The organism is uncultured Parasphingorhabdus sp. (genome assembly GCF_963975735.1).
GTDB lineage: Bacteria > Pseudomonadota > Alphaproteobacteria > Sphingomonadales > Sphingomonadaceae > Parasphingorhabdus.
Map to the genome: position 1 here is coordinate 45,177 of NZ_CAXBIA010000003.1, position 12,367 is coordinate 57,543.

Genomic DNA, 12,367 nt, shown 5'->3' on the forward strand with positions numbered 1-12,367 from the left:
TTGATTAAATTTCCTTGTTCCCGTTCAAACTCTGCATGGATTCGAGCGCTTCCATCGGTCGTGATGTCAGGTTGCGATGTACGACATTGGGCGAAAAGCCGGCCGCACGCAAGTCTTTGCTCAGGCGCTCGGCAACATGTACCGATCTGTGACGTCCGCCGGTGCAGCCAATACCTATGTTGACGTAGGCTTTGCCAGCGTCCTGATAGCGCGGCAAAAGAAATTCGAGCATGCCGGCTATTCTCTCGATAGCTTCGGGATAGGCCGGATCTTTGCTGATATAGTCTGCCACTTCCGGATCGAGACCGGTCATTTTCTTCAGGTCCGGATCCCAGAAGGGATTCGCCAGAAAGCGGACGTCGAACAAAAGATCGATATTGTTCGGGAGACCGCGGGAAAAACCGAAGCTGGTGAGTGTAATGGTTGTCGCGGTGTCCTTGTCGAGCAGGAAACGTTGCCGGATTTCGCGCTGCAGATCATTGGCCGTCAGATCAGTGGTGTCGATCAGATGATCGGCCCAGCGGCGAAAGGGTGCGAGCAAGGTCCGCTCCAGCGCGATGCCTTCTTTTGCCGGTCGATCCAACGCGAGCGGATGGCGTCGCCGGGTTTCTCCGTAGCGCCGCTCCAGTTCACCGCCTGCACAATCGAGGAATAATGTCGAGATCAGATAGCCCGGCTTTTTTTGCAGACGTTTCACGCTTTCGATCAGCTTGTCCGGTTCGAACCCACGTGTCCGGCTGTCGAAGCCGAGTGCCAGTGGCGGGTCGCTGTCCCCCCGGGAACTGGACGGAGGGGTTTCCAGCAAGCCTTCGACCAGGCGAAAGGGGAAATTGTCGACCGTTTCCCAACCAATGTCTTCCATTGTTTTTAACGCCGTGGATTTTCCCGCTCCAGAAAGACCGGTGACCAACAGGACGCGTTTGACGCCTTCACCAGTCATATGCCCGCTGCACCCCGTAATATTCGTTGCAAAGCCAATTCCGCCTTGATCGTCGCGCTATTTTCCATGGCGTCCAGTGTACAGAATGGAATAGTTATTCCCAGCAAAATCATGGTCTGTTTGTCCATCGGGAAACGGTCGGGACGATCCTCCAGTTTCACGATCAGTTTTAACGGAATGCCGGACAGATAGTCTTGTTCGACGATCCCCATCGACCGGACCTCCAGCTTACCGGCAAGATTGGCTGGCGGGCTCAGGAACAGCTTCTCGTTTGCGCGGCTGATGTCCACATAATCATCGCTGATCAAGGTCGCGCCGCGGTCAATAAGCCGCAACGCCAGATCGGATTTTCCCGAACCCGATTTGCCGCAAATCATCAATCCCGCACCGGAAATGGCGACAGCTGTAGCGTGCAGGTTCAACTGATCGCCATCTGCGCTGATATCTGTCATCACGGAGCCTTGGGCAGGCGAATCTCGAAGCAGGCGCCCGATTCTCCGCCCGCACGGTCGAGAATATGAATCTTGCCCTGATGACCTTCGATGATGGTCTTTGCGATCGCCAGACCCAGTCCGCTATGCTTGCCAAACGCTTCTCCGTCGGGCCTGTCGGAGTGGAAACGCTGGAAAACCTCTTCCCGTTGATCCGGTTGCACGCCCGGGCCCTGATCGGCGATATGGATAACAATCTCCTCTCCATCGGGTGTCGCCAATATCTCTACCAGCCCGCCGTCGGGCGAAAAGGAAACGGCATTGTCGAGCAGATTGCTGAACACACGTTCGAGCCGGCCACCGTCGCCCATCACTTTTGCAACATCCTTTGCCGGTCGCGCGAATGCGATATGGACACCCAGATTGGAGGTCCGTTGTTCGCGGGCAGCGAGCAACTGTTCGAGCATCTTGCCAATATCAATCGGTTCAAACTTGGCTCTGGCCAGTTCGGCATCGACCCGGGACGCGTCGGAGATATCGTTGATAAGGCGATCAATGCGGCGGACATCGTCATTGGCCACATCGAGCAGCTGTTTCTGCAGGTCGGGGTCATCGACCCGTTCCAGCCCCTCGAGCGCCGAACGAAGCGAGGCGAGGGGGTTCTTGATTTCATGGCTGACGTCAGCGGCAAAAGCCTCCGTGGCATCGATCCGATGACGTAAGGCAGCACTCATATCGGATAAGGCACGGCTCAATTGGCCGATTTCGTCCCGACGACCGGGCATTCTCGGGATTGCGATTTCGTCCGACCGCCCCATCCGTACCCGCACCGCTGCACGGGCCAGCTTTCTGATCGGTCTGACGATGGTCCGCGCCAGAAAAAGCGAGAGCAGAATCGAGACCGTTGCGGCGACCAAGATAACGAGCAGTACGCTGGACCGTTCCGCTCTCACAATTCGCGTGATGTCCCTCGCATTGGCGGTCAGCAATATGGAACCGGTGCCATCTTGCAAGGGCTTCCCGGCCGCAATCACCGGAGTGCGGTCAGGTGCCAAACTGACCGAACTGACCGCATCTGTGGTATTCCCGGCAGCAAGAAGCTCCGGCCATTCACTCGCGATATCGCGGGACGGTTCGGCAAAATTCGGGACCTCCGCACTGAAGACAAAGCTTTCAATGATCCGGTCCAATATCCGGGCCACATCTTTTCGCAGGGGTTCGGCATCCGGATCTACAAATTCATAGGTCGGCTTTGCCAGCGAAAAGCTGTCGACCGTTTTTGTGCCGTCTGGGGAATAGATTCGGAGTCGGGCGTTCAGATGATCCGAAAATTGACGGATGAGCGCGTCCCGCTTTTGTTGCTCTCCCGATGACAGGGCGTCGGCAATGATTGTCAGCTGCATCCGGGCCTGGGTGAGACGTTCTTCGGTCAGCCTGTCCCGGTAATTGTTCAGATAGAACAGGCCGCCAGCCAGAAGCGCAATCGCCAGGACGTTGACGACCAATATGCGGGTTGTCAGTGAAAGCCGGGCCGACCAACGCAGGGACAGGCCGCTTTCACTATCTGTTCCGCGATCATTCTGTGTAGCGATATCCGGCTCCATATAACGTATCTATTGCGTCAAATTCAGAATCAACTTCGCGAAATTTTCTCCGCAATCGCTTGATATGGCTGTCGATGGTGCGGTCGTCGACATAGACGTCATCCTGATAGGCGGCATCCATCAACTGGTTACGGCTCTTCACGACACCCGGTCGATGCGCCAATGTTTCGAGAATCATGAATTCGGTGACGGTCAGCGTGACATTTATTCCCTTCCATCGCACCAGATGGCGGGCCGGATCCATTTCCAGATTACCCCGAACGAGCGGCTCTGCGGATTCGTCATCCTGACCCTCGTCCAGTGACTTGATAAATTCTGTCCGGCGCAAGATGGATTTCACCCGGGCGATAAGCAGGCGCTGCGAAAACGGCTTTTTGATGTAGTCGTCGGCGCCCATTGCGAGGCCGAGTGCCTCGTCCAGCTCCTCGTCTTTCGAGGTCAGGAAGATGACCGGCAGGTTCGATTTTTCACGCACTCTCCGGAGCAATTCCAGTCCGTCCATCTTCGGCATTTTTATATCGAAGACGGCAAGGTCCGGCGGGTTCTCGAGAATCGCATGAAGAGCGGCTTCGCTGTCAGAGTAAACCCGCGTGATAAAACCTTCGGCCTGCATCGCAATCGATACCGAGGTCAATATATTGCGGTCGTCGTCGACAAGAGCAATATTGGCTGCCATTAATTTATGTTCCTTTGCCGCCCGCTCTGGATTTGACCTAGTGGATGGGATGTCATGTTTCAAGTCAACTCGTCGGTAGCCGTATTTGCTTCGGACTTGGCAATCTGGTGAGGAATTCCGTAATTTTGCGGCACGTGGTTGGAAGAAATTTGACCGACTCGCGATGGTCAAGTAAGCGCCGTTCCAAATTGCCAGATCGGCGTGACCTCAACCCGTTTTAAGCTTTAGGGGATTACCTGTGCCAAATATTTCGTCTGTTTCTTTAAATGATCAAGGTTTTGCCAGTTCGGCGGAGCAGCATTGGAATCTGGGTGCGCCGGCGTTGGTCGAGGCCTCCGTATCGCGCGGCGAGGGACATTTGGCGCAAGATGGTCCTTTGGTCGTGGAAACGGGCAAGCACACCGGACGCTCCGCCAATGACAAGTTCATTGTCCGTGATGCCGAAACCGAAGACAGCGTCTGGTGGGGAAAAACCAACGTCGGGATGACTCCCGATCATTTTGCAGCGCTGAAAGAAGATTTCCTCGCCGCTCTGGCCGAGAAAGATACGTTGTTCGTACAGGATCTTTTCGGTGGTTCACAGCCGGAGCACCGGGTCAATGTCCGGATCATCAACGAGCTGGCCTGGCACAATCTTTTTATCCGCACGATGCTGGTCCGGCCGAATGCTGCCGAACTCGCTGCGTTTGATCCCGAATATACCATCATCGATTTGCCCAGCTTCCAGGCTGACCCGGAACGTCACGGTACGCGCAGCGGCACCGTGATTGCGGTAAACCTGACCGAGAAATTGATCTTGATCGGCGGCACCGCTTATGCCGGCGAAATGAAGAAGTCCGTGTTCGGCCTGCTCAATTATCTGTTGCCGCTCGACTCGGTCATGCCAATGCATTGCTCGGCGAATATCGGGCCGGAAGGCGATACCGCCATTTTCTTCGGCCTGTCGGGTACCGGCAAGACGACGCTGTCCGCTGATGCCAGCCGCGTGCTCATCGGCGACGACGAGCATGGCTGGTCCGATACTGCGGTGTTCAATTTCGAAGGCGGCTGTTACGCCAAGATGATCCGGCTGTCCGAAGAAGCGGAGCCGGAAATCTTTGCGACCACGCGCCGGTTCGGAACCGTACTTGAAAATGTCGTGATGGACCCGGAAACCCGGGAGCTGGATCTCGACGACAATAGCAAAGCGGAAAATACCCGCGGCGCCTATCCGATCGATTTCATTCCGAATGCTTCGGAAGAAAATATGGGGCCGGTGCCCAAGAATATCATCATGCTGACCGCTGACGCGTTTGGCGTATTGCCTCCAATCTCCCGGCTAACACCCGAGCAGGCCATGTATCATTTCCTTTCCGGTTATACCGCCAAGGTCGCCGGTACCGAAATCGGCGTGACCGAGCCGGAAGCAACCTTCTCGACCTGTTTCGGCGCGCCGTTCATGCCGCGCCACCCGTCGGTTTATGGCAATCTTCTGAAGGAGCGGATCGCCAAGGGCGGCGTCCGTTGCTGGCTGGTCAACACGGGCTGGACCGGTGGCAAATATGGCGAAGGCAACCGGATGCCGATCAAGGCAACCCGCGCATTGCTCAACGCTGCGCTGGACGGTAGCCTGAATGACGGCGAATTCCGCATCGACGAGAATTTCGGATTCGAAGTACCGGCAGCAGTCTCCGGCGTCGACAGTGCGATACTCGATCCGCGTTCGACCTGGTCCGATCCGAGCGCTTATGACGAAACCGCTCAAAAGCTGGTTAAATTGTTCATCGATAATTTTGAACAATTTGCTGATCATGTTGATCAGAACGTCCGGGAAGCGGCACCTACCGCCGCCTAGGTTCCGGTCGCATCTTTGCCTGGTCGGCGTTGACGGCGCAGTTGTTGATAGAGATATCGACATGCGCCAGATCGTCGCTGGGTGAGAAGATCAGCGTTTCGCCTTCGGCCATACCCTTCGCCCGGGCTGGTTTATCGATCGTTCCATGGGATGCGAAATCGTCGATGATGCGGACGAGCCGATCTGCCACGTCGGCAGGAGTATAATCCGGAGGCGCGGTCAGGCGAATCTCCTGACCGGCGAAATAGTGCAAACCTGTGGTGATGTAATAGCCTTCCCGGACTTCCGAAAATGAAGTTTGAAATAATGCGGGAAATGGTCCGCCGTCGAGATATTCTACTACGGTCTCGTCGAAATAGAGAAAGTTCGTAATCCTGTGCGAGGGCGTCCATGCCGCAGCAGTGGCGTCCACCGCTTCTCCTATCCATTTGCCCAACAGGAGTATGCGATGGTTTATTTCGGGCAGATGCCGGGCGCTGGTCAAGATGTCCCTGGGTGCCACCCCTATGGACGATTCATCGGGAGTCGGGAGACCGGTAAATAGTGGATCGAATGTTTGTGCTGCAAAACGCCGGGCGGTTTCATCTGCTGTATAATGAGATAACAGGAACGGCATCCCGTCAAGGATGACCTCGACCATGTCCAGTTCGTTGAACTTGGCGTCATTGACCGATATTTTTCCACTTGCTGACTCGGGCCAGGGCAAATGCGCCAGATTAAAATCTCCGGCCAGAGGCGCTATTATGAGCAGAGGAGGTTCGGAATTCACGTGGCCAGCTCCGCCTATCGATCACCTTGTTCTTTTTATGTTCTAGTCGAAATTGCAGGCGAAAGCAATTCCGTTGACGAGCCACTGCTTCGGCCGAGGAAACGGAGTGTTGCATGATCATGTCCGGGATGCGGAAAATCATCGAAACAAATGATTGTCACTCTGGCGATGCAGCCGTAACTATCCCGGCATGTCTAACCTGATATTATCCGTATTGATGCTGGCCGGAACAGCGCTGCTGGCCGGAGGCGTCTTTGTCTTGCGCAAGGGCGACAATAAAAAGCAGGGCTGGCTGATGCTCGTCGCCGCTGCTGTCATGTTTGCCAATGTCGGAATCGGGCTGATTCCTGTCCCTGACAGCAACCAGCCATTATCGGCGCAGTCCGCCGGCTGATCCTATTTGATCGGCGAATCCGGCGCGAGCCGCATGTCGAGATAATTGTCGATCGAACCCATCAGCAATTCCATTTCATTCTCGTAAAAATGATTGGCGCGGGGAATCTCGTCGTGATGGATCGTGATATGTTTCTGGGTCCGCAGCTTGTCGACCAGTTTCTGGACGGCGCCGGGGGTGACGACTTCATCATTCACGCCCTGAACGATGATACCCGATGACGGGCAGGGGGCGAGAAAGTTGAAATCATACATATTGGCTGGCGGCGACACCGAAATGAAACCGCGGATTTCCGGACGCCGCATCAAGAGCTGCATACCGATCCAAGCGCCGAAACTATAGCCGGCGATCCAGGTGGTCTGCGCTTCGGGATGGAAGCTTTGTACCCAGTCGAGCGCCGAGGCTGCATCGGACAATTCGCCAATACCATTGTCGAATGTGCCCTGCGAGCGACCGACGCCACGGAAATTGAACCGCAAGGTCGCGAAACCGCGCTTGACGAATGTCTTGTACATCGCCTGGGTGATCCGGTCGTTCATCGTGCCACCCGCTTGCGGATGGGGATGTAAAATCATTGCAACCGGTGCGCGGTCACGGGGTCCTGGGCTGAAACGGCCTTCGAGGCGGCCTTCGGGTCCGGTAAAAATTACGTCAGGCATGGATTTTCAATTCTTCGATCTAGATTGTCGTCTCCAGAGCGCGAGAAGTCAGAATAGCTTTTGCGCTGGATGCAGCGTCTATATAGGGAGAGTGAACAAATCCGCAACTCAATCCAGCACGCCAGAGAGTTTTTGCCAATATGGTGACCGAGCCCAAACGCATCTATCTTGACTATGCCGCAACCGCACCGATGCTGGATGCGGCCAAAAAGGCGTGCGCCGAGGGATTCGAGAATTGGGCCAACCCGTCTTCGCCCCATGGCGACGGTCGGGCGGCGCAAGCGATGCTGGAAAACGCGCGGCGGCGCTTCAAGGCGGCGCTGGACTGGAAAGGCGACGTCATATTTACCAGCGGGGCGAGCGAGGCGGTCCAGATGGCGCTGACCAAATCCAAGCCCGCGCTACAATATATTTCCCCTGTCGAACATGATGTGGTGCTGAGATTCGCGCAAAATGCCCAATCAATTCCGGTCGACATGAATGGGATGGTGGTTCCGATGAACCTGAACCACCTGTTGAAGGGCACCGATGGACCAGCTCTGGTAGCAATACAGTCGGTCAATAATGAAACGGGCGTGATCCAGGATCTGGACGGGCTGACGAAAGTCGTCCGCGACCGGGGCAGCTATCTTCTGGCCGATTGCTCGCAATCCATTGGCAAAATGCCGTTGCCGGATGCCGACCTGATCATTGTCGCCGGGCATAAATTTGGCGGGCCGCCCGGTGTCGGCGCGCTGCTGGTCAAGGACCTCAGACTACTCGAAGCCGACGGCGGGCAGGAGCAGGGCTATCGGTCCGGTACGCAGAATCTGCCTTTTATCATGGGCATGACCGCCGCTTTGGAAGCACCCGCCAACTGGGCCGGGCGGGCGTCGGAATTGCGCCAGCATCTCGACGACGCGATCCGGAAGGAAGGTGGCTCGGTGATTGCCGAACACGCGCCGCGCATCGCTACTATCGCCAGCTATCATATGCCTGGCGTTGCCGCGAACACGCAGCTGATCAAATTCGATATGGCCGGGTTTTCGGTCTCCGCCGGTAGCGCCTGTTCGTCGGGAACGCTGAAGACCAGCCATGTACTCGAAGCGATGGGCACCGAGCCGCAGGTGGCGCGCGAAGTGATCCGGGTCAGCATTGGACGCGATACAACCCGGAGCCATATTTACGCTTTCATCGAGCAATGGAAATCGATCTTCGCGGAATCCCGGCGAAGCTGAGCAGGAGCAATGAGCGTCATCTATCTTGATAACCAGGCGACCACGCCGCTCGCGCCAGAGGCGCTCGAGGCCATGCTTCCCTGGTTGAAAGACAATTTCGGTAATCCACACAGCTCACATGTGATGGGGCGGCAGGCAGCGGCGGCTGTTAAAGTTGCTCGTGAGCAGGTTGCCGCTTTGCTCCCGCCGGGAGGGCAGGTGATTTTCACTGGCAGCGCGACCGAAGCGATCAATCTGGCGATGGGCGCTGCCCGCAACCGGCAAGGCCGTGACCAGATCGCGATAATCGATACCGAACACGCCGCAGTGCGTGACACGGCGCTCTGGTACGGCACGCAGGATTTTCACACGAAACGGCTCCCCGTCGACCCGCAGGGTCTGGTCAAATTGGAAGATTTGGAAGCATGTTTAGGCCGGAAAACTGCGCTTGTCGCGGCTATGCTTGTCAACAACGAGATAGGGACCATTCAGCCGGTCGACCAGATCACCGAGCTGGCTCATCGGGCAGGCGCGCTGATGCTCTGCGACGCGGTGCAGGGATTTGGCCGGATCGATATTCCGCAAGAGGCCGACCTTATCGCGCTTTCCGGACACAAGATTTACGGGCCCAAGGGCATTGGCGCTTTGTGGGTTCGTGATGGTATCGATATACCACCGTTAATCCATGGCGGGGGGCAGGAACAGGGGATTCGATCCGGGACGCTTTCTCCCGCTTTATGTGCAGGATTGGGCGCTGCTGCGACAATTTGTGCCAAACGCTGGCAGGAAGATATGCATCATGTTGCGAATCTGGCCGAAACAGCACGCGGTCTGTTCGGTGCCTGGACGGTCAACGGATCACTCGACCATCGTTATCCCGGCAATCTCAATATCCGGCGCGACGGGCTTGATGTTGGACGTCTGATGTCGACCGTTCGCGGTGTGGCATTCTCCGCCGGATCGGCCTGCGCCAGCGGTTCGGGACGGCCCAGCCATGTTCTGGCGGCTTTGGGGCTGGAACCGGCACAGATTAAATCCTCTATCCGTCTGGGATTTGGCCGCTACAACACTATCGAAGAGGTGGAACGGGCAGCGCACCTGATCAATGAAGCGGCGGAGGAACAGCTATCATGAAGAAAATCACGGTCCATTTCGTCAAGGTGAATGGCGAAACCGTCACCGCAGAGGCATCGGAAGGTGACAATTTGCTCACCGTTGCGCAAATTCATGACCAGCCGCTGGAGGGGACGTGCGAAGGGCAGATGGCCTGTTCGACCTGTCACGTGATCGTCGAGGCGGCTGATTTCGACAAATTGCCCGATGCGACCGAGATGGAAGAGGATATGCTCGATCTCGCCGCCGGAGCGCGCCGTACCAGCCGCTTGGCCTGCCAGATTACGCTGACGGCCGACCTTGACGGCCTGACCGTGCATATGCCGGTTGAAAGCCACAATATGCAGATCGTCTAACGGCTTGCATTTTTGCCCGACTCCCACCATATGCGCAGCGGGAGTCGGGTGGACGCAGTCTTCGCCAACCCGGTCAGGTCCGGAAGGAAGCAGCCGCAACGATTTTTCTGCGGGTCGCTCGGCTCCTACTTTGAAACACCGCCACGCCTTTACTGCGGTTGAAAGTTTCAAACCTCCTAACAATCGATAGTTCAGCGGATTCTGTCGCTAATTTTGGAACAGACTCGCCATTGACGGCGAATAGCCTTCGACAAGCCGAGGCCTCTCGCCTAAACTCTTCAGCACATGTCCGATTCACAAGATATTTTCGCTGCTGGCGGTGTGGATGCACCAGAACAGCCTGCCCCCGGTGCGGCGCAGCCCTATCGGGTGCTGGCGCGCAAATACCGCCCGTCGAAATTCTCCGAACTGATCGGTCAGGACGCGATGGTCCAGACGCTGGGCAATGCGATCAAACGCGACCGGCTCGCCCATGCGTTCCTGATGACCGGTGTCCGCGGTGTAGGCAAGACCTCCACTGCTCGATTGATTGCCAAAGCGCTGAATTGCATCGGCGAAGACGGGCAGGGCGGTCCGACGATCGATCCCTGCGGTCAGTGCGAACCGTGCCGCAGCATCGCTGAAGGCAGTTTTATCGATGTCATAGAAATGGATGCCGCCAGCCATACCGGCGTCGACGACGTCCGCGAGATTGTCGAGGCGGTGCGCTATTCCTCGGTCTCGGCGCGTTACAAGATCTACATCATCGACGAAGTTCACATGCTGTCGAAAAACGCTTTCAACGCGTTGTTGAAGACGCTCGAAGAACCACCACCACATGTGAAGTTCATTTTCGCGACCACCGAGGTCAACAAGGTCCCGATCACCGTTCTTTCCCGTTGCCAGCGCTTTGACCTGAAACGGATCAGCGCCGAGCAATTGTCGGCGCATTTCGGGATGATCGTCGAAAAAGAAGGCGTGACCGCCGAGCAGGAAGCGCTCGATCTGATCGCGCAGGCGGCCGAAGGATCGGTCCGCGACGGTCTTTCGATTCTCGATCAGGCGATCGCCCATGCCGATATGGATGGCGACGGTCAGGTCAAGGCTGTGCAGATCAGGGATATGCTGGGCCTGTCCGATCGCGGCGCTGTCCGGCGGTTATTCGCAAAGCTGCTTGAAGGCGATTCCGCGGCGCTGCTCGATGCGATTGCCGAACAATATAAGATCGGCGTGGAGCCCTTGTCGCTGATGAACGGGTTGCTGTCATTGTCCCATCAGGTGACCTTGTTCAAAGTCGGCAGAGCCAGCGATCCGACATTGTCGGACGATGCCAAACAGCAATTTTCCGATTGGGCCCAGCAGCTCTCCTATCCGGTCCTGCACCGGCTCTGGCAGTTGTTGCTCAAGGGCTATCAGGAAGTCCAGCAAGCGCATCTGCCGCGTGAAGCCTGCGAGATGGCCCTGCTGCGGGTGCTCTGTGCCGCTGATATGCCCGATCCCGGAAAACTCGCGAAAATGCTGGAGCAGGGAGCGGCAACGGCCAGCAGCGCTCCGCAGGCCCAGCAGGCAGCACCGGCTCCGCCGATGGCAGAGCCTGTCGCGCAGATAAATCCAGATCCCGCTCCAGCACCGGTTGCTGCGCAAGAACCGCAAACCAGCCCGCTTCCCGACCAGTTTTCCGACGTCGTCAAAACCGTCGGGCGGGTTTCCGCTGTTCTGGAAAGCATATTGATCGCCGACATGCGGCTGATATCGCTTGATCCACCCAATGTCGTCTATCAGCCGGTACGTGCGATAGGTGACGCCGATATCCGCAGAATCACCGACACGCTGCGTCAGGAAACCGGACAGGAGTGGAAGTTCACCGAAGGGCAGGGCGAGGCGCAGCCGAGCCTTGTCGAGCAGGAACAACAGATCAGAGATGCAGCGCGGCAGGCGATATTGGATGCGCCGCTGGTAAAGGCTGCGTTTGAAGCCTTTCCCGATGCCCAGTTGCTGGAGGATGAAGGTCCTCGCCCACAAGAATCAAGGAGCGCTTAGCCATGAAATCGATGGAAGAAATGATGAAAGCCGCGCAGGAAGCCGCGCAACAGGTCCAGACCCAGATGGAAGAGGCACAGAAGAAACTGGATAGTCTTGAAGTCGAGGGGCAGGCCGGCGGCGGACTGGTTAAGGTCAAGGCGACCGCAAAAGGCCGCGTACTGGCGGTAACTATTGATGAAAGCCTGATGAAGGCCGAAGAGAAGCAGATGCTCGAGGATCTGGTCGCAGCGGCGTTTAACGACGCCCGCAACCGCGCCGATGCCGTGAGCAGCGAGGAAATGGGCAAGATGACCAGCGGTATGCAGTTACCCCCAGGTTTTAAACTGCCATTTTAGGGGCTGCTCCCGTTCGAACGCATAACGCTTGAAGTGTC

The 12,367-nt window shown here is 56.8% G+C and carries 13 protein-coding genes and 1 other RNA gene; 8 read left to right on the forward strand and 6 right to left on the reverse strand.

Annotation, left to right across the window (positions count from 1 at the left end; all coding sequences use genetic code 11):
• Window positions 1-4: 4 nt before the first annotated feature.
• The 4 genes from rapZ to AACZ86_RS06075 are packed head-to-tail and all read right to left on the reverse strand — an operon-like array spanning window position 5 to window position 3,651.
• Window positions 5-940, reverse strand: coding sequence for an RNase adapter RapZ (gene rapZ / locus AACZ86_RS06060; RefSeq protein ID WP_339690361.1), 936 nt, complete (start codon window positions 938-940; stop codon window positions 5-7).
• Window positions 937-1,392, reverse strand: a complete 456-nt coding sequence (locus AACZ86_RS06065) for an HPr kinase/phosphatase C-terminal domain-containing protein (RefSeq protein ID WP_339690363.1) — start codon at window positions 1,390-1,392, stop codon at window positions 937-939. The genes rapZ and AACZ86_RS06065 overlap by 4 nt, the downstream gene beginning before the upstream one ends.
• Window positions 1,392-2,975 carry an ATP-binding protein gene (locus tag AACZ86_RS06070; protein ID WP_339690365.1) on the reverse strand — a complete coding sequence of 528 codons (1,584 nt, stop codon included), beginning with the start codon at window positions 2,973-2,975 and terminating at the stop codon, window positions 1,392-1,394. The genes AACZ86_RS06065 and AACZ86_RS06070 overlap by 1 nt, the downstream gene beginning before the upstream one ends.
• Entirely contained in the window at window positions 2,947-3,651 is a 705-nt protein-coding gene (locus AACZ86_RS06075; RefSeq protein WP_339690367.1) for a response regulator transcription factor, read from the reverse strand. The genes AACZ86_RS06070 and AACZ86_RS06075 overlap by 29 nt, the downstream gene beginning before the upstream one ends.
• 247 nt (window positions 3,652-3,898) lie before the next feature.
• Here AACZ86_RS06075 and AACZ86_RS06080 point away from each other — a divergent pair, with 247 nt between their 5' ends.
• Window positions 3,899-5,485, forward strand: coding sequence for a phosphoenolpyruvate carboxykinase (locus AACZ86_RS06080; RefSeq protein ID WP_339690787.1), 1,587 nt, complete (start codon window positions 3,899-3,901; stop codon window positions 5,483-5,485).
• Here the strand turns inward: AACZ86_RS06080 and AACZ86_RS06085 are convergent.
• Window positions 5,472-6,254 (reverse strand): hypothetical protein, encoded by a 783-nt coding sequence (locus AACZ86_RS06085; protein WP_339690368.1) that lies wholly within the window; start codon window positions 6,252-6,254, stop codon window positions 5,472-5,474. The two genes, AACZ86_RS06080 and AACZ86_RS06085, sit on opposite strands and share 14 nt — an antisense overlap.
• Before the next feature lie 190 nt (window positions 6,255-6,444).
• On the opposite strand from AACZ86_RS06085, the gene AACZ86_RS06090 reads away from it, so the two are divergent.
• Entirely contained in the window at window positions 6,445-6,648 is a 204-nt protein-coding gene (locus tag AACZ86_RS06090) for a hypothetical protein (protein ID WP_339690370.1), read from the forward strand.
• A 2-nt stretch (window positions 6,649-6,650) separates the two neighbouring features.
• Here the strand turns inward: AACZ86_RS06090 and AACZ86_RS06095 are convergent, their stop codons facing one another.
• Complete coding sequence (locus AACZ86_RS06095; RefSeq protein ID WP_339690372.1) at window positions 6,651-7,307, reverse strand: alpha/beta hydrolase; 657 nt, start codon at window positions 7,305-7,307, stop codon at window positions 6,651-6,653.
• 140 nt (window positions 7,308-7,447) lie between these two features.
• Between AACZ86_RS06095 and AACZ86_RS06100 the strand changes: the two genes are divergently transcribed.
• The 6 genes from AACZ86_RS06100 (at window position 7,448) to AACZ86_RS06125 (ending at window position 12,329) form a co-directional block, all read left to right on the forward strand.
• Window positions 7,448-8,524 carry an aminotransferase class V-fold PLP-dependent enzyme gene (locus AACZ86_RS06100; protein ID WP_339690374.1) on the forward strand — a complete coding sequence of 359 codons (1,077 nt, stop codon included), beginning with the start codon at window positions 7,448-7,450 and terminating at the stop codon, window positions 8,522-8,524.
• Window positions 8,525-8,533: 9 nt separating this feature from the next.
• Window positions 8,534-9,637 (forward strand): cysteine desulfurase family protein, encoded by a 1,104-nt coding sequence (locus AACZ86_RS06105; RefSeq protein ID WP_339690376.1) that lies wholly within the window; start codon window positions 8,534-8,536, stop codon window positions 9,635-9,637.
• Entirely contained in the window at window positions 9,634-9,972 is a 339-nt protein-coding gene (locus tag AACZ86_RS06110) for a 2Fe-2S iron-sulfur cluster-binding protein (RefSeq protein ID WP_339690378.1), read from the forward strand. Before AACZ86_RS06105 ends, AACZ86_RS06110 begins: the two co-directional genes overlap by 4 nt.
• 37 nt (window positions 9,973-10,009) lie before the next feature.
• An RNA gene (gene ffs, locus AACZ86_RS06115) (signal recognition particle sRNA small type) lies at window positions 10,010-10,104 on the forward strand.
• A 153-nt stretch (window positions 10,105-10,257) separates the two neighbouring features.
• Window positions 10,258-11,991 (forward strand): DNA polymerase III subunit gamma/tau, encoded by a 1,734-nt coding sequence (locus AACZ86_RS06120; protein ID WP_339690380.1) that lies wholly within the window; start codon window positions 10,258-10,260, stop codon window positions 11,989-11,991.
• 2 nt (window positions 11,992-11,993) lie between these two features.
• The gene (locus AACZ86_RS06125; RefSeq protein WP_339690382.1) at window positions 11,994-12,329 is read left to right on the forward strand and encodes a YbaB/EbfC family nucleoid-associated protein; all 336 of its coding nucleotides are present in this window, start codon (window positions 11,994-11,996) and stop codon (window positions 12,327-12,329) included.
• Window positions 12,330-12,367 lie beyond the last annotated feature (38 nt).